General features: G+C 71.4%; 12 protein-coding genes and 1 pseudogene. 2 read left to right on the plus strand and 11 right to left on the minus strand.

What is annotated here, in order from left to right; translation table 11 throughout:
* The 11 genes from EAD98_RS07630 to EAD98_RS07680 all read right to left on the minus strand — a co-directional run bounded on the left by EAD98_RS07630 (position 1) and on the right by EAD98_RS07680 (position 19858).
* On the minus strand, positions 1–1062 hold the full coding sequence (locus tag EAD98_RS07630; protein WP_121653345.1) for a hypothetical protein: 1062 nt from the start codon (positions 1060–1062) through the stop codon (positions 1–3).
* A gap of 65 nt (positions 1063–1127) precedes the next feature.
* Positions 1128–1760 (minus strand): hypothetical protein, encoded by a 633-nt coding sequence (locus EAD98_RS07635; protein ID WP_121653357.1) that lies wholly within the window; start codon positions 1758–1760, stop codon positions 1128–1130.
* Between the two features lie 24 nt (positions 1761–1784).
* Positions 1785–4979 (minus strand): family 43 glycosylhydrolase, encoded by a 3195-nt coding sequence (locus tag EAD98_RS07640; RefSeq protein WP_121653358.1) that lies wholly within the window; start codon positions 4977–4979, stop codon positions 1785–1787.
* Positions 4980–5038: 59 nt separating this feature from the next.
* The gene (locus EAD98_RS07645) at positions 5039–9778 is read right to left on the minus strand and encodes a discoidin domain-containing protein (protein WP_233583752.1); all 4740 of its coding nucleotides are present in this window, start codon (positions 9776–9778) and stop codon (positions 5039–5041) included.
* A gap of 93 nt (positions 9779–9871) precedes the next feature.
* Positions 9872–11794, minus strand: coding sequence for a glycoside hydrolase family 127 protein (locus tag EAD98_RS07650; protein ID WP_121653346.1), 1923 nt, complete (start codon positions 11792–11794; stop codon positions 9872–9874).
* Between the two features lie 2 nt (positions 11795–11796).
* On the minus strand, positions 11797–12705 hold the full coding sequence (locus EAD98_RS07655) for a carbohydrate ABC transporter permease (RefSeq protein WP_233583753.1): 909 nt from the start codon (positions 12703–12705) through the stop codon (positions 11797–11799).
* Positions 12706–12710: 5 nt separating this feature from the next.
* A complete protein-coding gene (locus EAD98_RS07660; protein ID WP_233579001.1) occupies positions 12711–13589 on the minus strand; it encodes a carbohydrate ABC transporter permease in 879 nt (292 codons plus the stop codon).
* Between the two features lie 155 nt (positions 13590–13744).
* Positions 13745–14989, minus strand: coding sequence for an ABC transporter substrate-binding protein (locus tag EAD98_RS07665; RefSeq protein WP_233579007.1), 1245 nt, complete (start codon positions 14987–14989; stop codon positions 13745–13747).
* Positions 14990–15520: 531 nt separating this feature from the next.
* Positions 15521–16981 carry a GTP-binding protein gene (locus tag EAD98_RS07670; protein WP_199723332.1) on the minus strand — a complete coding sequence of 487 codons (1461 nt, stop codon included), beginning with the start codon at positions 16979–16981 and terminating at the stop codon, positions 15521–15523.
* Complete coding sequence (locus EAD98_RS07675) at positions 16978–18834, minus strand: dynamin family protein (RefSeq protein WP_121653349.1); 1857 nt, start codon at positions 18832–18834, stop codon at positions 16978–16980. Before EAD98_RS07675 ends, EAD98_RS07670 begins: the two co-directional genes overlap by 4 nt.
* Before the next feature lie 115 nt (positions 18835–18949).
* Positions 18950–19858 carry an IniB N-terminal domain-containing protein gene (locus EAD98_RS07680; protein ID WP_121653350.1) on the minus strand — a complete coding sequence of 303 codons (909 nt, stop codon included), beginning with the start codon at positions 19856–19858 and terminating at the stop codon, positions 18950–18952.
* A gap of 300 nt (positions 19859–20158) precedes the next feature.
* On the opposite strand from EAD98_RS07680, the gene EAD98_RS07685 reads away from it, so the two are divergent.
* Together EAD98_RS07685 and EAD98_RS07690 are read left to right on the plus strand one after the other, a co-directional pair.
* On the plus strand, positions 20159–21424 hold the full coding sequence (locus EAD98_RS07685) for an Hsp70 family protein (RefSeq protein WP_158609777.1): 1266 nt from the start codon (positions 20159–20161) through the stop codon (positions 21422–21424).
* A 5-nt stretch (positions 21425–21429) separates the two neighbouring features.
* Positions 21430–22640: pseudogene (locus EAD98_RS07690) on the plus strand (hypothetical protein); the annotation flags it as partial.

The following is a 22640-nucleotide window of genomic DNA, read 5'->3' on the forward strand; positions in this document are numbered from 1 at the left end:
TCAGGGAGCCGTTGGCGCGTTGCCGGCCAGGGCCGATGTCCGGGCTTCCGCCCGGCCCTCGTCCCGGGCGTCGGCGAGCAACTGCGCGAGTCGCCGCCGGCGTCGGCGACGGGTGCTCCGGATTGCGAGGGCGAGGGCCGCGACGGCGGCAGCGAGGGCCAGTTGCGGCCACGGCAGCGTCCAGATCGTGACGGTGGCGGTGGCGGGCCTGATCTCGGCGCCGGCCCCGTCACCGCCGAGGACGGCCGGTGTGAGGTCGACGCGCGTCTGGAGTCGTCCCACCGCCCAGACGCCGTCGAGGCGGGCCTCGACCTCGCGGCTACCGCCGGGCAGTGTCTCCTCGACGTTCGTCGTGGTCCGCCGTGTGGTCAGACCGAGCGGACCGGCGGCGGTCGTCCGGCCGTCGCCGGTCACCGCGACGTTGCCGTCGTTCGTCGTGGTGTAGCGGAGGTGGACGGTGCCGGCCGAGAAGGGGTTCCAGGAGCGCTCGTACCGGGCGGTGAGGCCGCTGATCGCCAGGGACGCGGTGACCGTGCCGCTGGCTCGCAGCATGACCCGGAACCCGACCCGGCTCTCGACGGCGACCGTGCCGCCCGCGCTCGTGACCGCCGCCGCGATGCCGGCCGGGTGGTCCCCCGGCGTGGCGTCGCGGGGCACGGTGATGGTGAACGGCACCACCTTCGTCTGCTTGGGTCCGACGCTGACCGTCTCCTGCACCCGGATCCAGGTGCCACCGTCCACCGACTCGCGGTTGGACGGGAGCATGTTGAACCGCCCCTTGTCGGTGAGGTAGCCATCGGCCGCCTTGAGCGCGAACACCACCGCGCCGTCGCTGAGGTTCCGCACGGCCAGGTGCTCGGTCACCACCTGGCCCGGGTCGAGGGTCCGTTCGACCCACCGGCGGCCGTCCGGGCCCTGCTGGTTGGCCGGCTGGACCGCCCAGGTCAGCGTCGGGCTGGTTGGTTCCGCCATCGCGGTGGCGGGTGCGATCGGCACGGTGACGAACACTGCGGCCAGCACGGCGAGCAGTCGCAGCGGCGTCCGCGGCGAGGTCCGGATCATCGCGGGGTCCTTCGACGGAGGGATGTGGGTGTGGGGGCCACGGCGACGCGGCCCCCACCCGGGCGTCACTCGAACAGGGAGAGGGTCAACGTCGAGGTGTACGAGCCGGCGGCGACATCCGCCGGGGTGCGCAGGTACAGGTCGGCGTCGACGGAGTACGCGTCGCCGGTGACCGCCTCGGAGTCGAACGTCGACACCAGCAGCTCCTGGTCGACCAGGCCCACGTTGTTGCCGGGCTGGGTCGGCTCGTCCAGCACGGTCACCACCTCTTCGCCTTCGGTGACCAGGCCGGTGTCACCGCCGTCGAGCAGGCGCGGCTTCCAGCCGAGGTGGCCGGCGCTGATCGGCGCCTGGCCGGCGCCGCCGACGAAGTCGGTGGCGCTACCCAGCACGGCCCAGGCGGCGTCGTCGGGCACCTCCTCGGCCGTGCGGGTGTCGGTGACCGTCACCGTCGGCAGGCTGCCGACGAACTGGCGGACCAGCAGGGTCGAGCCGTCCTCGGACAGCGCGACCGAGTTGCCGGCGATCGACATGGCGAGCACGCCGGGTTCGACGATCTCCTCGATGTCGACCGTCACCCGCACGTCGGTGCTGTCGCCGGGATCGGCCTGGACCGGGGCCTGCAGCGCCACCGTCCCGGCCAGCATCGCGCCCGCGGCGCCGGCCGCGAGCAACCGCCTACGTTTTCCTGCGTTCATCTGCCGCTCCATCGTCACTAGTGGTTACGGGGCCTGACGGGGATCGCCGGCACAGTCGGCGCCGGCGTGGTCTGCGGTGCGGACGGTCGTCACGTCCACACCGTTGATGGGCCCGGTGGCCCGGACGGTCGCCGAGCCGGCCGGCGCCGAGGCCGTCCGGGTGGCGAACGACTGGTAGGCGTTCGCACCGGGTGCCACGTCGGCCACGGAGCGCTGGCCGTAGGCCGTCTTTAGGACGATGTCCACCGGCGCGTCGTGCTCGTTGCGCGCCTGCACGGCGATGTACGCCCGACCGCCGACGCACCGCGCCTGCGCGCTGACCGTGACCGGCACGACGGGTTGGACGCCCGGGTCGTCGGCGACGACCCGCCACTCCGTGATCGCGACCGCGGAGTACGTGGTGCCGTTCCCGTTGGCCCGGATCGTGGCCCGCACCCGGGGCGTGGTGACCGGATCGAACGTCACCGTGTTGAACGCGGTGGTGCTCGTGCCGTAGGCGGACGCGCCGGTCACGTCGCGCCAGGCCGAGGTCGCCTCGTCCCAGTACTGCAGCACCCACCCGTCGGGTTCGGCGACACCGTCGCCGGTGCCGCGGTTGGAGTCCCGCCAGAACTTCAACTCCGTACCGGTGACGCGCACCGGTCGCGTCCAGTCGTACTGGACCCACTGGGTGGCTGGACGGTTGCCGGACCAGGTGCCCCAGACCTGCGCCTGGCTCGGGTTCGCCGGGTCGGCGCCGTCGTTGAGGGCGGCGACGCTGTTCCACCCCGCCGTGTAGGAGGCGGTCGGGGTCGCGATGGGCCCGATGTTGCCGGTCAGTGGCCCCGACAGGTCCGCCGGGATGGTGACCGTCTTCGCGGTCTCCAGGTTCCCGGCCGCGTCGAGGGCACGGAACGACACGGTGTGCCGGTTCGGGTCGGGCGCCGCGACGGCGCCGCTGTAGGCGGTCCACGCTCCGGCGTCGATGGCGTACTCGATGCGGGTGACCCCGGAGGTGGCGTCGCTCGCGGTCACCGTGACCGCCCGGGTGGCGCTGTCCACGGTGGCCGTGCTGGCCGGTGCCGTGGCGTCGATGCGGACGGCCAGGCTCGCGGGCTCCGAGGTGTTGCCCGCGCGGTCGGTCGCGGTCGCCGTGACGGTGTGCTGGCCGTCGCCGGAGACGGTGGCGTCCAGGGACCGTACGGCGCTCGCGACGACCGGCTCGGCGTCGTCCACCCGCGACCGGATGGTCATCCGGCCGCCCCGATCGTCGACGCCGGCGATGCGCACGCGCACCGCGGACCGGAACCAGCCGGCGGTGCCGGCGCTGCCGCTGGGCGTGAGCGTCAGCGTCGGCGCGGTCTCGTCGCCCTCGGTGTCCTCCGGTGAGATGACCCGGACCTGCGCGGAGACACGACCGGCGGCGTAGCCGAGCACGCTTCCCCCGACCGTGAACGTCCCGGGCGTCGCGACGTCCTGCGGCGTCACCGGGTCCCAGTAGACCGGCACCCGCAGCGTCTGGGCGCCGAACGACACCGGCAGACCGTCGGGCAGGTCGGTCTCCCCCACCTCCACCGTCATCGCCGGCGGGGTGACGGACTCGGGCTGAGCGGCGAGGACCTTCCACTCCTCGACCGCCACGCCCGAGTAGGTGCTGCCGTTGGTCGACGCGTCGAACACGGCGCGCACCTGGGTGGTGGTCACCGGGTCGAACGAGGTGTTCTGGAAGCCCTGCGTGCCGGTCGGAAAGCCGCTGGGGTTCGGCACGTCGGCCCACTGACCGCTGTCGAGGTTCCAGTACTGGATGCGCCAGCGGGCGGGCGCCGCGACGCCCGCGCCGGTGCCCTGCGGCTGGTCGTTCCAGAAGTCGATCTGCGACCCGGAGATCCGCATCGGCTGGTCCCACGTGTACTGCACCCACTGCTGGGGCGGGTTGTTGCCCGTCCAGGTCCCCCACATGTCCGGCGGCAGCGGGTTGGACCGGACGATCTCGTCGTTGAGCGCCTTCACCCAGTACTGGGTGGGCACCGGCTGGTTGGAGACGGTGACGGTCGCCGCCTGGGCGATGTTCGCCCGCGGGGTGCGGTCGGGTCCCCTGACCGGCGTCGGCGTCACGAGTTTCAGCCGCGGCGGGCTCTGCGTGTCGTCCCACTCGACGGGGTCGATCGCCACGGAACGGCGGAAGTGGCCGCCGCCCACGGCGTCGGCGGTGTGGTACGCCATGTACCACCGACCGTCGAACTCCAGGATGCCCGGGTGGCTCGTCGTCGAGGAGACCGGCCGGAGCATGGTGCCCCGGTAGGTCCACGGCCCCTCCGGCGACGACGCCGTCGCGTACGCGATGCAGGCGTGGTAGTTCGCCGGGGTGCACTGCGAGGTCGGGCCGGCGTTGTTCCCGGCGTACGCCATGTAGTAGGTGCCGTTGCGCTTGAAGGCCCAGGCCGCCTCGAAGAATCCGGTCAGGCCGGTGACCGGGCGCTGGGTGGTGACCGGCGTCTTCATGTCCTGCTGGAGCTCGATCATCCGCAGTTGGCTGAACGAGCCCCACCACAGGTAGACCCGCTGGTTTCCGGCGGTGCCGTCGATGAGGATCGTCGGGTCGATGTTGTGGATGGTGTTGGGCGTGGGCACCCGCTGGGAGATGATCGGCCCGCCGGCGTGGTCGGTCCACGGGCCGGTCGGGCTGTCCGAGACGGCCACGCCGATCGCGAACTTGTCCGAGGCCGGGCTGTCCCGTTCGTTGATCGGTACGTACCAGTAGTAGCGACCGTCCACGCCCCGGACGACCTGACCGGCATACGCGCGCCCGGGTGTCGCCCAGGCGAAGACCTGTTCCGGGCGCATCAGCGACGGGTAGTGGGTCCACTCCCCCGCCTCGACGTCCGTGGTCCGGAAGGCGCCCCACTCGTTCATGATGAAGTCGTTGGTGGACGGCCCGGCCTGGTCGTGCCCGGTGTAGATGTAGAGCTGGTCCGTGCCGCTGTCGTTGCCGGGAGCGCCGGCCGGCACGACGACCGGCGCCGGGTCGGCGGAGTAGTAGGTGCCGTCGCCGAGGATCGGGTTGACGGTGTTGGTGAAGGTGTACGAGTCGGCGGCGTGGGCCGGGGCGGCGACCCCGACCAGGCCGGCGGCGACGAGTCCGGCGACCGCCGTCGCGGCGAGCGCCCTGCGGAGCCGACGCGCCGGCCGGCCGGTTGGTGGGGCGGCGCCGCGCACCACGGTGGTGTTCACGGTGTCGATCTCCTCACTGTTGTCCGGAGGTGGTGGCGGCGCCGGTGCGGCGCCGCCACCACGAAGGGTCAGCCGCAGGCGAGCGCGCCGAACGGCGCCTCGAACGTCACCGTCACCGGCTGGCCGTCCACGCTGCCGGTGGCCTTCACCGTGGCGACCCCGGCCGGCACCGCCGAGGCGCGGGTGGTGAACGCCTGGTAGGCGGACGCGCCGGGGGCGACGTTGGACACCGTGCGCGACCCGTACGGCGTGCTCAGCTCGATGGTGAGCGGCACGTCCTCGGCGTTGCGCGCGTTGACGGAGACGTACGCCCGGGTGCCGATGCACTGGGTGCGCGCCTGCGCCTCGACGTCCCACGTCGGGGTTTCCGGCGGGTCGCCCACGGTGAGGGTCAACGTGGTCCGGGTGGCGCCGGCTTGGCTGACGTAGTCGGGCAGGATCAGGTTGCCGATGATGGTGTAGCGCCCGGGGGTGTCGACGATGTCCTCGTCGAAGTCCCAGTCGACGCCGATGGCCTGGTTGTCCCGTGACCCGTCGTTGTAGGAGACCTCCACCTTGTCCGGCAGGTGGGGAAGCTCGCCCACGTCGACGGTCCGCTCGAACGTCTCGGCGCCCTGGATGGAGATGCCACCCGGGGCTGTCTCGGGCCGCACGTAGACGCGGGCCTCGGCGATGAGGCCGTACGCGTCGTTCGTGCCGTAGACCACGAACGGTTCGACGTTGGTCTCGGCGACCATCGCCGGCGTGATCTCCTGCCAGTTGAACGCGACGGTGCCACGTGCGCCGCTGGCGTAGACCGCGTCGAGCGGGCTCGGCAGGGTGGGAACGTCGCCCACCGTGGTCCGGATGAGCACCGGTGAGCGCACCGAGTCGACGGTCTCGCCGTTGGCGCGCCAGCGCAGCACACCGGTGCCCGCGCCGCTGCCCATGAGGCCCCAGATGCGGACGCGCAGGTAGCTGGTGGTGACGGGTTGGAAGTCGAAGTGGTTGTAGGCGTTGGTGGCGAGACCGCCGGCGTACGTCGAGTCCCCGGTGAGGGTGACCGGCGTCCAGGTGGTGCCGTCCGCGGAGCTCTCGATCGCGTACGTGGTGCCGGTGGGCCGGCGGGTGCCGCCGTTGTCGTCGTACCAGTAGATGTCGGTCGACGACAGCCGCACCGGCGCGGTCCACCGGTACTGGATCCACGCCTCCCGCTCCGGGCTGGTGCCGTTCTGTGGCTGGCCCCAGTTGCCCCAGCCGTTTCCGGCACCCGGGTTCGAGCTGTTCGGTGTGGTGCTCTCCTTGACCCGCTGGTGGTTCTCCCACGACGAGGTGCCGCTGGTGCTGATCGTCGCGGACGAGCCGAACTCGGCGACCACGTCCCGCTTGGCGAGGGTCACCGCCACGGTGGCCTCCGACCGCTTCTCGCCGTCGCTGGCGAAGAGCCGGAACACGTAGTCGCCCTCGACCGTGCCGGTCACCCGGGTGGTCAGCGCCTTCGAGTCGGAGAAGATGACGCCCGCACCGGGTGGGGCCGAGACGGTCTCCCAGCCGAAGGTGAGTTCGCTGTCGTAGGGGACGCCGTCGTCGGACGCCGTGCCGGCCAGCCTGGTGGACAGGTTGCCGTCCGCCGAGCCGTCACGCGCGGCGGTGACCACGGGAGCCTGGTTGGAGACCTCCGGTACGTCCCGTCCGGAGTTGAACACCTGGATCTCGGAGATCGCCGTGTAGTGGGTCGGGTTGTTCGTGAAGGCGATGCGCAGCTTGCTCGACGTCACGGTGTCGAACAGCGCCTCGTTGAACTTCGCCGACGGGACGGTCGGGTTCTTGAACTGGCCGGGCACCTCCTTCCAGCCGCCGTCGCCGTCGGGCACCTGCACCCACCAGCGGGCGGGCTCGCGGTAGCCACCGGCCTGGCGGTCGCTGACGGCGTACAGCTTGACGTTGTCGAAGGATTTGGCCGACCCGAGGTCCAGCTCGATGTAGCCGTTCTTGTCGGTCGTGCCGTAGTTGCCCCAGTAGGGCTCGTTGGCGGTGACGCCGTCGGTCACGGCCGCGAGCGACACCGGCCGCTCGGTCTCCTTGATGGCGCCGGGTGTGTGGTTCATCGAGGTGCTGCTCCAGCCGGGCGTGTGGAACTGCCGCCACGGCGCGGGCCGCGCGCCCTGCTGGGTGTACGACGAGCTGAGGTCGGCGCCGGCCGCCAGGTTCGGCGCGTCCTCGGTGAGGTCGATGCCGGCCGTCTTGAGGTAATCGACGACGCGGGTGTCCTCGATCGGGGTGTCGACGGCGCTCGGGACGTCGGCCCCGGTCGTCGCGGTGAACGTGACGGTCAGGCCGTCCTCGGCCTGGACCTGGTTGGTACGCGGGTCGTAGGTGAGCTTGCCGAGCTTGTCGGTGCTGACCTTCTTCTCGCCGTTGAGGAACAGGCTGTAGCCGGCGCCCAGGCCGTACTCGCTGCCGTCGGGGTCCCAGACGATGGTGACGTCCTGGCCGTGGTAGCGCAGGTTGTTGGCCATGAAGTGCTCGTAGCCGAAGGTGATCGGCGACAGCTCGATCTTGTCGTCGGAGCGCGGCTGGAGGCCGGCCATGTCCTCGACGAAGATGTAGTTCATGTTGCCGAGCATCACGTGGTTCGGGTTGTTGCGGTTGTAGGTCTTCGTGGTGGGGTTCCAGTTGGAGTAGTACTCCGCCTGGTTCGGGGCGCGCAGGTCCGCGTTGGGGTAGATGCTCCAGGCCATCCAGTCCAGCAGCCGCTTGGCGTACGCCGGGGTGATGTACTTCTGCTCCGGGTCGTAGTGGCGCAGCGCCGAGCGGACACCGCGGTACTGCACGGTGAAGTTGATGTTGGAGAAGTTGTTGGAGCCACCGATCCCGTAGGCCGTCCGGTCGTACTGGTTGGCGGTGTAGAACGGGAAGATCGGGAAGTTGTCGCCGTAGGTCAGGAAGCGGTAGCCGTCGACGTAGGTCCGCCACTGGTCGAACGGGATGAGGTTCTCGGCGTAGACGTCGTAGAGGTTGGACTCCCGGGCCGGGATCAGGTCACGGGCCGACTCGGGCAGCGGGTTGGGCCGGCCGTTGGCGGTGGCCGCGCTCGTGGCGCCGTGCGACGTGCCGGCGAGGAACATCCGCATGTCGGGGCTCCACAGCCGGTCCAGGATCGCCGCGCGGATGGCGTCGGCGCCGCCGGCCATCTCGTCGACCTTGCCCTGGTCGGCGCCGGCGAGCTGGTAGAGCTGGCGGGCGGCGTCGAACGCGCCCCACACGTACGCGGACTCGGGGCGCTCGATGGTGCGTGCGCCGGGCGCGCCGGCGTTGGCCTTCGGGTAGCCGAAGGTGATCGCGTCGGCGTCGTTGCCCGGCATGTAGTTGGTGTCGTACGCGATGAGCTTGTCGTCGTTGCCGTCGTAGTGCTCGAGCTGGCCGACGCCGTCGCCCTCGAAGTAGCGGGCGAACTTGCGGGCGATTTCCTTGCCGCCGCCGTGCACGTTGTAGGCCTCGAGTCCGGCGGTGCCGAGGTACTGCGAGTAGTGGTTGTTCCAGCTCGTGTGCCCCGGGCTGTCCAGGAAGGCCGAGGAGCCGGACAGCTCGCCGATGTTGAGGACCTGGCCGTACGGCAGGTACGGCGTGCGCAGCCACTTGGTGTCCTGAAGGTGCATCGGCTGGGTCAGCGCCACGGCGTTCTGGTAGAGGTTCACCCCCTCGATCGTCGTGGGGTACTGGTAGACGTGACCGGGCGCGTTGGCGTCGAGGGTGTTGTACCGCTCGCCCCACCAGCGGTAGACGATGGCCTTCTCCAGCGCGGGATCGGGCACGTCGATGTAGGGCACGTCCTGCGCCCAGCGGCGGTTGAACGCGGTGATGCCGGTGCGCACGGCCGTGGCCGGCGGCATCTCGGCGTACTCCTGGTAGCTCTGCACGGTCTTGGTCAGGGTGGCCGAGGAGACCGTGCCGACCACCGACAGGGACACCGTGCCGCCGGCCGGCACGGTGATCTCGCGGTCCAGGTTGGCTCCGGTACGACTGAAGCCGGCGCCGGTGAGGTCGACCTTGATCGAGTCCCACGCGGTGTCGACGAGCCCGTTGTTGGAGCCGCTGGTGATGGTGCGCGTGCCGGTCAGCGACGCCGCGCCCGGCCCGGCCTGGGTGGCCAGCGGTGACGCGGCGCGGACGGTGAAGGTTGCCGGCGCGTCGCCGGGGTTGTCGAAGTCGAGGGCGGTGACGGCGACGTTGTCCTCGGTGATGAACTTGGTCTGGTTGGCGGTGACGCCGGTGGTGCCGATCGTGTACCGGCTCTTCGCGTGGCTCGGCGCGTTGAACCGGTTGGCGTTGACCTCGGTGACGGTCTGCCCGGGCACCGTGACGGTGTACAGGTTGCCGAGGTTGTTGGGGCCGCCGACGTACGCGCTGCCGGCGAAGCCCATGATGGTGAAGTTGTTGTTGCTCGCGCCGCGCATGTAGAGGGAGCGGCCCCGGGTCATGAGCACCGCCGACCCGATCGTTCCGGGGACGCCCAGCACCCGGTCGAGGTAGTAGTCGGTGCCGCCGGCGGCCAGATCCTTCTCGAAGATCGACTGGTGCATGTTTCCCGCGGTGAACGGCACACCGGGCTTGAGCTGGTTGGCGACGTCACCGACGTTGCTGTAGGTCGGGTCGCCGATCTCCATGGCATGGTTCTGCCCGTTGGTGTAGACGCCGACGTCACCCTCGTTGCCCGGCAGGACCGGGCTGTCGGCGTGGGCCGGGGACGGTACGCCGACCGCCCCTCCCACCACCAGCGCGGCCAGGGCGGCCCAGAGGGGCACCCGCCTCACTCGTCTATGGATCATGTCGTTCCTCCCTGTCGTCGGTGCGGCTGAACGGGGCGGCGCGGAGAAGCGTTAGCGCTAACATCAGGGGGCCTCCCGGCCCGTGATCTCTGGTCAGCGCCCGGTCGGGAGCCAGACGCGCATGGTCGAGGGCCCTCGGTTGGCCCAGTCGTGGTACTCCACTAGCGGCACCTCGTCGAGGGTCTCGCCGACCGTCGGCGCCGACTCGACCTGCTCGGACCGGTAGGGCCAGTCGTGGTCACGCGGGTGGACGCGCCAGCAGCGCACGGTGACGCGGTCCTGGACGAGGCGGGGCGGTTGGCTGGTGTCGACACGGAGCTCGTCGACCGTCTCGACGCCGGGGACGTCCACGGACTCCAGGGCGAGCACCAGGGGTCCGTGCTCCACCGCGACGCATCCACGCACCGCGTCGATGCGCTCGTCCGGATGGGTGAACCGGGGCGCCATCGGCAGGGACAGAACGACCTCGTCGCCCCGCCGCCACGTCCGGGTCTCGGTGACCAGGCCCGGGCCGACCGGGCGGGTGTCGCCGTCGACGGTCAGCGTCGCACCCTGGGCCGCCCAGCCGGGCACCCGCAACGACAGCGACCAGGGGCGGTCGTCGTCGCTCTCGATCCGCACCCGGACCTGCCCGCCGTGGGGGTAGTCGGTCGCGACGCTCACGCGCAGGTCCCGCCCGTCGGCGAGGCGGTGCTCGACGGTGCCGGGCAGGTACTGGTGAAGCTGGAGGCCCTCGTCGTCGGACGTCGCGACGTAGGCCGACAGGCTGGCCAGGGTGCGGGCCACGTTCGTCGGGCAGCAGGAGACCTCGAACCAGGGCGCCCGCAGCGAGGCCGCCGCGCGGAGGCTGGGCCGGTCGGCGTCGGGAAGCGTGCCGAGTTCACGGCGGTGCAGCGTGTTGGTGTAGAAGAAGCTCCGCCCGTCGGCCGCCGGCGAGGTCGACACCACGTTGAACAGCGTCCGCTCGATGAGGTCGGCATACCGGGGATCGCCGTCGGCGAGCAGCAGCCGCCACGCGAGCATCACCGAACCGACGCCGGCGCAGGTCTCGGAGTAGGCCCGGTCGGGGGGCAGCACCCAGTCCTCGCCGAACGCCTCGTCCTGGTGCCGGGAACCCTGCCCGCCGGTGACGTACGTGCGCCGGGCCACCCCGTTGACCCACTGAATGCGTACCGCGTCCAGCAGGCTGGCGTCCTTCAACTCGACGGCGACGTCGGCGGCGCCGGAGGCGAGGTAGTTCGCCCGTACCGCGTGCCCCCGCAGGACCGTCGCCTCCCGGACGGGCTGTTCGTCCTGGAAGTACTCCCGGCCGTACTCCACATCGCTGAGCCGGCCGTGACCCCGCCGGTCGACGAAGAGCGCGGCCTGGGTCAGGTAGCGGTCGTCGCCGGTGACCCGGGCGAACTCCACCAGCGCGGTCTCGATCACCGGGTGTCCGCACAGGCCGTCGATACCGTCCGGTCCGAAGGTCTCGCACACGTTGTCGGCGGCACGGCGGGCGACCTCGAACAACCCGTCGTCCGCGCCCGGACGCGTTCGGGCGCGGGCGACCGCGGCCTGGAGGAGGTGACCGATGCAGTAGAGCTCATGACCCCATTCGAGGTCGGACCACCGGGGCGCCTGCCCCGGGCGACCGAACCGGGTGTTGAGGTAGCCGTCGGCCTCCTGCGCCGCGGCCACCCGACGCACCATGGCGCGAAACCTGGACTCGAGCTCCGCGTCGCCGGTCCGGCCGATCTCCCAGGCCGTCGCCTCGAGGAACTTGTAGATCTCCGAGTCGGAGAACTCGCGTCCGCGGCGGTCGCGCGACAGGTCGCCCCGCACGGCGAGGTCGAAGTTGCCGATCCAGCCGGCGCGTTCGAGCCAGTGCTCGATGTGCGGGAGAGTGGCGGCGGCGTTGGTCGATTGACGCTGCGCCCAGAATCCCCCCGTGATCCGGACCTGGTCCAGCCCGAGCGGCCGGAGACGGCCACGGATCGGCACGACAGGGGCGGCCGTGGGTACGGTGCCGCTCATGGTCATCCTTTCATCGCGCCGGACATGAAGCCGCGCACGTAGTGTCGTTGGAGCAGCAGGAACAGGACGATGCACGGCAGGGCGAGAACGACGACGCCCGCTTCGGTCGCGCCGTAGTCGACGACGCCCTGGACCTGGCCCCGCAGGTTGGACACGGCGAGCGGAAGGGTCATGCGCTCGGTGTCGTTGATCAGGATCAGCGGCGCCATGAAGTCGTTCCACGCGGTGAGGAACGCGAACAGCCCGACGGTGATGAGGCCCGGCTTCACCGCGGGCAGCAGCACCCGCCACAGAGCGCTGAACGTCGAGCACCCGTCGACCATCGCGGCCTCGTCCATCTCGCGGGGCACCGCCTCGAAGGAGATGCGCATCAGGAAGGTGGAGAACGGCAGCTGGAACATCGTGAGCACGAGGGCCACGCCGACGAGCGAGTTCTCCAGCCCGACCTGGTTGAGCAGCACATAGAGCGGGATCAGCAGCGTCGCGTACGGGACCATCAGGATGGCGAGCGTGACCAGGAACAGGATGTTCTTGCCGGGAAAGCGGAACCGGGCGAACGCGTAACCACCGAGGAGGGAGATCAGCAGCGTCAGGACGACCGCGAGCAGGGCGACGAAGGCCGTGTTCGCGAGGTAGCGCCAGATGCCGGCCTGATAGTTGGCCAGCGTCTCGTAGTTGCCGAAGCCCCAGCCGTCGACCTGGTTGGTGCCGGCCCGCGGGCCCACCGAGGCGACGGCCGTCCAGAGCAGCGGCGCCAGGAAGATCAAGCCCACCGATCCGGAGAACACCCAGTACGGCGTGCGCAGCGCGATGCCGGCGATGGTGAGGCCCCTGGGTCCGGCGGGGCGGCCGGGCGCCGCGGGTGGCAGGGAACCGCCGCGAGCGGTGTGGGAACGGGATACGGCGACCATCGACGTCAGCTCTCCTCGGACCGGAAGGCGCGCAGTTGCAGCGCGTTGATGAGGACCAGGGCCAGCAGCACGATGACGGAGAGGGCCGCCGCCACACCGAGGTCGTTCTGCCCCTGGAACGCCACCATGTAGATGAGCTGGACGACGGTGATCGTGCTGTTGTCCGGACCGCCCTTGGTGAGGATGTAGAACTGCTCGAAGGCGAGCAGGGAACCGGTCACGCAGAGCACGGTCGTCAGTGCGAGGGTCGGGCGCAGCAGCGGCAGGGTGATCTTCCGGAAGGTCTGCCACCGGCTGGCGCCGTCGGCGCGGGCGGCCTCGAACACGTCCGCCGGTATGCCCTGCAGGCCGACCAGCATGAGCACCATGTAGAAGCCCGCGTAGCGCCACACGATGAGAAACGTCGTCGAGATGAGCGCGGCGGTCGGTGAACCGAGGAAGCTGACGCCCAGACGGTCCATCACCGACGCCAGCGGGCTCGCGTACGGCGAGTAGAGCACGTAGAACAGCAGCGAAGCCGACGCCAGCCCGAGGGCGCTCGGAATCAGGAACGACGCGCGGAGCAGGTTGTTCCACCGGCTCGACTCCTGCACGAGCAGGGCCAACCCCAGGCCGAGGGCCAGCAGCAGCACGGTCGCGAGCACGGTGTACTTGACGGTGAACACCACCGAGTCGGTGAAGAACCGGTGGTTGACCGCCTTGACGAAGTTGTCCGGAGCGTTGATTCCCTGGTCGCCGGTCAGCAGCGGCCACCTCGACACCGACATCTTGATGACGAGCAGCAGCGGCACGGCGAACAGCGCCGCCACGAACACCGCGGTCGGTGTCGCGTAGAGCCAGCCCAGCAGGGCCTGCCGGCCGCGTGGACGGGCACGGTCCCGCATCGCCGCACTGGGCGGGCGAGACGGTGCGGTGACTCTCATGGGAACCTCTCGATCGGTCGACGGCGGGCGGTCGTTGACACGTGCGGATCGGATGCCTCCGCAGGCGTGTGCCGGCCCGGGAGAGCCGCTGGTCGGCACACGCCCGCGAAGGGCAGCTACTGCTTGAGCACGGCGGTGATCTCGCCGTTGTCCTTCTGCAGGTCGCCGCTGCCGTTCAACACCCGGTTGCGGATGAGGGTCAGCCAGGGGCTGTTCGGCGCGTTGAACGCCTGCTGGAAGTTCATCGCCACGGGCGTGTCGCCCTTACCGGCCGCCTCGTTGATGGTGACCAGGCGCGGGTCCTCGGCGGCGTACTTGTTGTTGGCGAGGTCGGCGCGGGAGACCACGTCCTTGTTCTTCGCCAGCACCTCGACCTGGGCCTCCTCGGACATCATCCAGCTGAGGAAGTTCCAGGCCTGTGCCGCCTTCTTCGAGTCCTTCGACACGCCGAGGCCGTCACCGCCGACGAAGGTCGAGCCGCCACCGCCGGGGCCGGGGATCGGGGCCACACCGACGTCGAACGGGGTGGAGGAGAGCAGCGTCGCCGGGTAGAGCATCACCCCGACCTTGCCCTCGGTGAACGGGGCGGTCCAGGTCGGGCCGGTCTCACCCGCCGAGGCCGGCAGCACGGCGCCGGACTTCCACAGGTCGTTCCAGGTGCTGTAGACCTTCTGGGCGGTGTCGTCGGCCAGCTTGGCCTCGGTGCCGTCCTCGCTCAGCACCTCACCCCCGGCGGCCCAGACCGACGGGAACCAGGTGAAGACCAGACAGCCGCCGCAGTTCAGGCCGGTGGCCGTGCCGTACACGCCGTTCTTCTTGGTCGCCTGGACCGCCTTCGCGGCGGTGGCGTACTCCTCGAGCGTCGCCGGGGCCTTCTCCGGGTCGAGCCCGGCGTCCTTGAACAACTGCTTGTTCCAGAACATCATCGACAGGTCCAGCACGAAGGGCAGGACGTGCTTCTTGCCGTCCATCGTGCCGGCCGCGAGGTGGCCCTTGTTGATGGAGTCCTTGAAGCTGAGGCCGTCGATGTTGGCGCTGAGATCCTGGAAGAGGCCCTGGTTCACCCAGTTCGGCACGTAGACGATGTCCGCGGCGAAGAGGTCCGGAAGCCCGTCCGAACCTGCCGCCGCACCGACCTTCGCGACGTAGTCGTCGTTCGGTACGACGGTCAGCTTGACCTGGTTCTTATGGCCGGCGTTGTACGCGTCGACGAGCAGCTTGGCCTGCTTCTCCAGCGGCGCGCGCGTCCAGAGGGTGAGCTCGCTGCCGTCGTCGACGCCGTTGGGGCCGGCTTCGGCCGCACTCGTGCCGCCGCCGTCGTCGCCGCTGCACGCGGCCACGCCCACGGTCAGCGCCGCCACGAGAACTCCTGCCAGTGAACGCAGAGCAGTGCGCCTGCCCAAGGTCCTTCTCATGGTTCCTCTCCTGGGGTTCATCGTTCGGAGGGAGCCGCCGCGCGGGTCCCGCGAGCGAGGATCAATCCGGTTGCTGGTTCGTTCGTGTCGTTCAGGAGGGCTGGATCCGCTACGCCTGAGCGTTGCTGTGGGCAGCCGTATGTGCCGGTCCACGGGGGACCGTCCGGCAGGTCGCGAGATTGCTGCATCCTCATCGCGCCCCCGCCTCCCGCCGGATCCGGCGCGGCTGGCGCATCATGCGTTACCGCCGCGACCGGGGTGGTGGATGTCACGTTCCGCCGCTAGCGTCGCGCACGAAAACGGTTTCGGCAAGATGTCAGGCGGGTAAAACCTGAACCACTCTCGCCGACCCTTTGACCGTCCAATGTGGGCGGACGAACGCACCTGGCCTGCCCAGAAGCTGCTTCCGGGAGCGACTGTCCCGACTCCTGAAAAGCTTGCGAAAGGGTTTCGGTAGACCGGCAACGCCGGTGGATCTCACCGGCCCCCTGCGGCCAGCTCGGCGAGCATCCCCTCGCAGCTGCGCACGACGACCTGCGCACCGCGCCGCTGGGCCAGTGGCAGCACCGGGTCCTCCGCCCGGTCCCGCCACCGCCACTGCGCATCGGCGGCGACCTCCCAGAGCCGCTGCACGGTCGCGTCGTGCTCGACGCCGAGCCGGGCGGCCAGCCCGACGCCGTCCCCACCGATCAGCCGCTGCGCCTCGGCGACCAGCTCGGCGTCGAAGCCGAGCCGGCTGTTGCGCAGCGCCACCAACAGGCGAAGCTCCCGGAACTCGTGCGCACCGGCGAGGATCTGCTCGACCGTGCCGACCAGCTCGTCGGCGCCCCGGACGGGCTCGGCCCGCACCAGCGCCTCCACGGCGGCCAACGCCGACCGCGCCTTCAGCGTGTCCCGGCGGTCGATGAAGCAGCGGGTCATCGACTCGCGCAGCTCCGTGAGCCCGCTACGCCGGATGAGCTCGGCGGACAGCTTCACCCGACTGTCGAACCCGCTACGGACCAGGGTGGTCGCCAGCCGGATCCCGAAGAGCCCGAACCGGTCCAGCAGTGCCGCGCGCACCTCCGGGTCCAGCCGTACCGGCAGCTCGCCACGGAGGAAGCGGTCGGCGGAGAGCAGGTGCGCCTCCAACTCCGCGCGGGACACCCGGGCCAGCATCGCGAGCGCGGCGAAATCCGACTCACTGAGCATCCGGCCCGCCAGACCTATCGACCCGCTGCACGCCACCACGTTCACGCACAGCGCGCCGACCCGCGGATCCCGGTGCTGGCGCCGGGCCAGCTGGCGGGCGGTGAGCAGCCCGTCGATCCGGCCACCACCGGTCTCGTCCGCCCGGGACAGCACCATGATCACGTTCACCGGGGCGGCCTGCCCGACCGCGCTCTCCCGGCCCGACTCCAGCACCCGCAGATCGCTGTCGCGGCCGTCGCGGGTCAGGTACAACACCGCGTCCGCGTCGCGCAGCACCCGGTCCATCACCGGCGCACGGCCCTGCTCGCCGGCGCCGGTGACCGCCGGCGTGTCGATCAGGGTCACCTGGCGCAGTGCCCGCGTCGGCCACTGCACCACGATGTCCCGCACCTCCCCCGCCCCCCAGCCGAGGTCCACCCGCATCCCGGTCGCCGACTTGACCACCGTCAACTCCTGCGGAGGCTGGCCGGCCGGGTACGCGGTGGCGCGTGGCTGGGCGCCGTCCTCGTACCAGGTGAAGACGCCGTCGGCTCCCTCGACCGGCGCGACCTCCTCCCCCATCAGCGCGTTCAGCACCGTCGACTTGCCGGCACGCCACGGGCCCGCGACCGCGATCCGCAGCGGTTGCTCCAACCGGGCCACCTGGTGCCGCAACTGCCCGACCGCCCGGGGATTGTCCTGGTAGAGGTCGATGGCCTGGTGCAGCAACCCCCACGCGGCCTCGTCCAACCGCAGCCCGACGGTCACGCCCGAGGCTCCAGCAGCACCGGGGCCGAACGGGTGCCGCTCAGTTGCTGAGCCTGCTCGTAGAGCGCCGCCAACCGGGTCATCTTCAGCCGGATCTCACGCTGCCGCTGGTCACGCAGGGCGGCGTCGGTGTCGGCCTCCTGCTTCGCGCTGCGGAACGACTGGACGATGGCCTCCTGGAGTTCCTCGGTCAGCCCGGTGAAGTGGTCCCGCAGCATCCGCTGCACCTGCCGGGTGGCGTCCCGGCAGTCCCTGATCATCCGGACGAAGAAGTCGTCGACGTGCCGCTGGATCGCGGTCTTGACGGTGGCCTGCCGGCGGCGCAGCAACTGCTTGCTCTCGTCGCGGATGCTCTTGCCACCGAACAGCGCGCCGATGCCGACCGAGACCGGATTGATCATCGGCATCCCTGCCAACGTTGTCGCCAGGCCGAACATCAGCATGCCGCCGTACGAGCCCTTCATGCCGGTGAACAGCTTCTGACCCGTGGTGAACCGGTCGATGTTCGGCCGTTCCAGCTCCGGCAGCCGGCCACCGAGGTCCTCCGGCATCGTCATCGACCAGGGCGGCAACACGTCGTAGCCGTACCGGGCGAAGTTGGCGGCCACCCGGCGGGCGATCCAGTCGCAGCGCTGGATCAGCCACTCGTGGTTCGCCTCCGCCGCCTCCACCAGGCTCCGCTGCAGCCAGTCCTCGAAGGTGTCCCAGGCGACCAACGGATCGGCCGTGTCGAACGCCTCGTCCACGGTGCGCAGGATCTGCCGGGTCCGGTCGCGCAGGTCGTACTCGATGTCCGAGAGCAGGTCGGCCATCTCGTCGGTGAGGGTGTTCTGCCACCGGGTGGAGCAGCGGCGCAGCTCGTCGACCTCACGCTGGGCCGCGTGCAGCCGGGAGATCGGCCCGGACTGCTCCTCGGCCTCCTGGGTCGCCAGCTCGGCGCGCAACGGCGCGGCCAACTGCTCCACCACCGTCCGGGCCACCCCCTGCACCGAGGCCCGGGCCAGCTGATCGGCCTTGCCGGTCAGGTCCCGCTGCAACCGGGCGATCAGGGCGGGAAAGCCGGACTCGGCGTTGAGGCCACGGTCGTTGGCCGCGGCCGCGCGCAGCCGTAGCGCCGCCGAGACCGGGATGACCGGCGCCGGGACTCCGGCGTCGGCCAGGTGCTGTCGGTTGCGCTCGGCGACCGCACGCCAGTCCGCCACGACGTCGGTCTTGCTCTGCACCACGACCACGTTCGGATGCGAGCGCATGACGTGCAGCAGCATGTCCAACTCGGTGACCGACAGTTCCCGTGTGGAGTCGGAGACCAGCAGCACGGTGTCCGCACGGGCGGGAGCGGCGACCGGGGCGTTGCCGCCGAGCGTGGCGATCTCGTCGGTGCCGGGAGTGTCCACCAGCACCAGTCCGGCGCCGAGCAGGGCGCGGGGCAGCCCGATCTCGACGTACGCCGGGCCACCCCCCGGCCGACGCCCGACCGCGCCGGCCACACCGGCCGCGACCTGGTCGAGCGCCACCGGGGACCGCTCGACGATCGCCGCGGGCGCGCCGCCGGCGGGCCGGCCCGGCGCCGGTGGCGGCGCCTGGACCACGGCGGCGGACGGAGCCTCGGCGTGCTGCACCACGGTCGGCAGGATGGTGGTGCGCCCGTCGCCGACCGGGCAGGCCGGCGCGTTGATGATCGCGTTTATCAGCTGGCTCTTGCCCTGGTTCGGCTCACCGATGACCAGGACGCGGAGTTTCGGGTCCAGCAGTTGCGCACGCTTCTGCCGCACCGTCTGGAGCAGATCACCTCGGCCGTGTGCGTTGCACGTGCGGGCGATTTCGTCCAGCACGTCCAACCAGATCCCCGCCATCACCGCACCAAGTGTGCGGATTTCGGCTCAATTATCAAGAGGGACCGGATGTGGAACCGGAGAGGGCCGGATCGCCCGAGACGATCCGGCCCCTCGTTCCTACCGGGAATCCCCGTCAGAGCAGACCGCCGGTGATGCCCAGCAGCCCGTTGTCCGACGCGGCGTGCCCGCCGTCGTGGGAGTCGCCCAGCACGCCGTCGGTGAGGCCGCCGGTCACGTCGCCGACCGTGCCGGTGACGCCGGGCACGAGCCCGTCCACCTGGTGCGTCACGCCGCCGACCACGGACGGCACGTCGAGCGGCGCGACCACGCCGCCGACGACACCGTCGCCGTCACCCAGGCCCAGCCCGCCCAGGGTGTCGTCGACACCGAGGGAATCGACGACACCGCCGAGGTGACCCTCGGTGCCCGAGAGCAGACCACCGGTCAGGTCACCGCCGAGCAGGTCGCCGCCGAGCGGGCCCTGGTCGGTGACGCCGATCAGGCCCGTGGAGCTACCCACCGTGCCGGTGACGTCACCGACAACCGGGTCCACAATGCCGTCCACCGGCTCCACCACGTCGGCGTCGAGGGTGTGCGCCACGTCGGACACACCGGTCAGGTCGGTGTCCAGGCCGTTCGGACCGACACCCACGCCGATCCCCGGCAGCACGGTGACGCCGGCGGCGACCGTCGCCGGGTCGACCGCGATGGCGCCCAGCACGCCGGCCTTGACGTCCAGACCGGTGGGAGCACTGGTGATGCTGATCTGCTGCGCCACGCTCTGGAGCTGACCGACCACGTCGGTGGCGTCGGTCACCAGCGGGTCGAACCCGAGCTGCCCGACCGGGGCGAGCGGCGCGAGGCCCTGGCCCGGGGCGTAGTCGACGACCAGCGGAACCACGTCCTGCACGTCGGCGGCCGTGATGTCGGTGAGGCCCGCGGCGTTCAGCGCGCCCTCCGGGTCGAGGTCGAAGGCCGACCGCGCGTCGGGGTTCGTCAGCAGGTCGAGCACGAAGTCGTGGAGGGTCTGGTTCGAGTCCATGTGCCGGGTTCTCCTCGGATGTGGCGTCAGCGACCGTCGTTCGTCGACAGAGACGTTATGGCGGGGAGCGACCCCGGACATCGGGGCTCGGCCCGCATCCTGTGCCGCTGCATTAGGGTCTCCGCTACCTCGTACGTTAGGGGGACTGGGGGAAACCGTCCCGGCCAGATTAGGGTCCCGACCAGGGAGCGATCTCTGGTACGAACGTAGGAGCCCGCGGGGGTTCGCCGGGGGTGGGTCGCCGGGCAGCGCCGCAGCGATCGCCACCGGCCGGCCAACTCACGGGGAGAGATGAGACGGATGCCGTACGTCCTGGGGATAGACATCGGAAACACCAACACCGCCGCCGCCGTCGCTCGGCGGCACGGCACGACCTGGACGCGTCCCGAGGCGGTCCCCCTGCACGCCGGCTCGGCCCTCGTACCGTCGGTGCTGCACCTGTCGGAGGACGGCTCGCTGCATGTCGGCGAGCCCACGACCGACGACGGCAGCCGCACCACCAGGGACTTCGTTCGCCGGATCGGCGACGACGTGCCCCTGCTGCTCGGCGGCGAAGCGTGCGCGCCGCAGACGCTGACCGCCGAGTTGGCGACGTGGGTGGTGGAGCGGGTGTACGCCTTCGAGGGCGGCCCGGCCGAGGCGGTCGTGCTCAGCCACCCGGCGGGCTGGCGCCCGTACCGGCGGGACCTGCTGCACCGGGCGCTGTTCGACCTCGGCCTGCGCAACGTGACGCTGCTGCCGCGCACGGTCACGGTGGCCGAGAGCCACGCGGCGCGCGGGTTCGCGGGCACCACGGCCGCCGTCTACGCGCTGGGTGGCAACAGTTTCGAGGCGGCCCTGGTGCGCCGCACCTCGCGCGGCACGTACGAGAGCTTCGGCGTTCCGCAGGGCCTCGACCCGATCGGCGGCACGGACTTCGACGAGGCGCTGGCCGGGCACGTACGGACCGTGCTGGCCCGGGAGTTGGCCGCCACCGCACGCCGGGGCGCCCAGGCCGCCCTGCGCGGGCTCCTGCCGGAGTGCGACCGGGTCAAGCGGGAGCTGACCGTCGACCTGGCAGCCGACGTGGTGCTGACCCTGCCGAGCGGCCCGGTGCGGGTCCCGGTGACCCGGGCACAGTTCGAGGGCATGATCCGCCCGACGGTGCAGGCCACCGTCGACCTCCTGCTGCGGACCGTGCGCGGCGCCGGCCTGGCGCCGGGGCAGCTCGACGGCGTCCTGCTCGCCGGCGGGTCCGCCCGCATCCCGCTCGTCACCGAGCTGATCACCGCGGCGCTACCGGTCCCCGTCGAGGTGGAGCCGGACTCCCAGCTCACCGCCGCCACCGGGGCGGCGATGGCCGCCTGTCAGGTCGTGTCACCGCGTCCCCGCCGGCCGGAGCCGGTACGCGAACCGGCGCCGACCTCCGGTGCCGGCCGGGCCGCCATCCCCGCGATGCGCCGTCCCCACCACGACACCATCGTCCCGGGCGATCCGCCACCCCGCCCTCCGGTCCGGATCCTCCCACTGGAACTGCCGAAGCCGTCCCGCCTGGCGCTGGCTCGAAGCCGGGGACGCGAAGGATGACCATAATGATCATGAACGATGTCGCCGAGTCCAGGCTGGTCCTGGGCAAGGGGCCGGCCGCCCTGCTGGAGATGGTCGCGCAGGACCCGACCGGTCCGCTCACCGTCGGCCTGGCCGGGCCGGGCGGCCACGGCAAGACCGCGCTGCTCGATGAGCTGGCGCGGGTCCACCAGCGGGCCGGCATCGCCGTACGCGCGGGCGCCCCGGAGCCGGACGAACCGGTCGACCCCCACACGCTGGTGCTGGTCGACGACGCGCATCTGCTCGACGACGCACGACTCGGGGCGCTGCTGCGGCTGGTGACCACCCGCCGGCACCGGCTGGTGGTCGCCCACCGCCCGTGGCCCCGGTCGGCGGCCCTCACCGAGCTGGTCGACGCCCTGCGCCGGGACGGGCGGTCCCTGCTGCTCACCGCGTTCACCCGGGAGCAGACCGCGGCCTACCTCGCCACCGTGCCCGAACTGGGCCGGCGGGCCGACCTGGTCGACTTCGTGCACGCGCAGACCGCCGGCGTACCCCGGGACGTCGAGCGGCTGGCCCGCGGCCTGGGCGGGCCGGAGAACCTCACCGGCGTCCCGGCCGAGCCGCCCCGGCCCGTCGTGCTGGAGTTCGGGCCGGCCCTGGAGGTTCTGCCCGCCGATGTCCGGCGACTGCTGCTCGCCGTCGCGGCCGGCGTGCCGCTGCCGGTGAGCATGCTCGGCGCGCTCCTCGGTCGGGAGCCGGAGGCGGTGGATGAGTTGATCGCGACGACCAGGGCCGCCGGGCTGCTCGGCGCCGATGGCCGGCTCGCGCCGATCGTCCGGCGAGCCGTCACCGCTCTCAGCCCGGCGACGGACCGTACCGCCGTCTGGCGCCGGCTCACCGAGTTGCAGCTCGCCCGGGGCGGCGCGGTGCTGCCGCTGGTCCGGTCCCTGCTCGCGGTGGGTGTGCTCGGTGACTGCCCCGCCCCGACGTTGGCAGCCGCCGCGGAGGAGGCGCTGGCCGACGACCCGGCCTTCGCCGCCGAGTTGTTCGCCGCCGCCACGGCGGCCGGCTGGCCGGCCAGCGCCCGGCAGGCGCTCGCCGCCGCCCTCGCCGGCAACCTCGACGGCGCCCTGCGGCTGGCGGACCGGCTACTGGCCGTTGCCGCCCCGGCCGACCGGACCGAGGCCGCCATGGTGGCCGCCACCGCCCTCGCGCACCGTGGTCACGCCGACCGCACCGTGGAGCTGTACCG

The organism is Micromonospora sp. CV4, from assembly GCF_003667455.1.
Taxonomy (GTDB): Bacteria; Actinomycetota; Actinomycetes; order Mycobacteriales; family Micromonosporaceae; genus Micromonospora.

What these genes read in the sequence shown, in the direction of transcription:
- EAD98_RS07630 (WP_121653345.1), bottom strand. Translation starts at nt 1,062, where the DNA reads ATGATCCGGACCTCGCCGCGGACGCCGCTGCGACTGCTCGCCGTGCTG.
- EAD98_RS07635 (WP_121653357.1), bottom strand. Translation starts at nt 1,760, where the DNA reads ATGAACGCAGGAAAACGTAGGCGGTTGCTCGCGGCCGGCGCCGCGGGC.
- EAD98_RS07645 (WP_233583752.1), bottom strand. Translation starts at nt 9,778, where the DNA reads ATGATCCATAGACGAGTGAGGCGGGTGCCCCTCTGGGCCGCCCTGGCC.
- EAD98_RS07650 (WP_121653346.1), bottom strand. Translation starts at nt 11,794, where the DNA reads ATGAGCGGCACCGTACCCACGGCCGCCCCTGTCGTGCCGATCCGTGGC.
- EAD98_RS07655 (WP_233583753.1), bottom strand. Translation starts at nt 12,705, where the DNA reads ATGGTCGCCGTATCCCGTTCCCACACCGCTCGCGGCGGTTCCCTGCCA.
- EAD98_RS07660 (WP_233579001.1), bottom strand. Translation starts at nt 13,589, where the DNA reads ATGCGGGACCGTGCCCGTCCACGCGGCCGGCAGGCCCTGCTGGGCTGG.
- EAD98_RS07675 (WP_121653349.1), bottom strand. Translation starts at nt 18,834, where the DNA reads ATGGCGGGGATCTGGTTGGACGTGCTGGACGAAATCGCCCGCACGTGC.
- EAD98_RS07680 (WP_121653350.1), bottom strand. Translation starts at nt 19,858, where the DNA reads ATGGACTCGAACCAGACCCTCCACGACTTCGTGCTCGACCTGCTGACG.
- EAD98_RS07685 (WP_158609777.1), top strand. Translation starts at nt 20,159, where the DNA reads ATGCCGTACGTCCTGGGGATAGACATCGGAAACACCAACACCGCCGCC.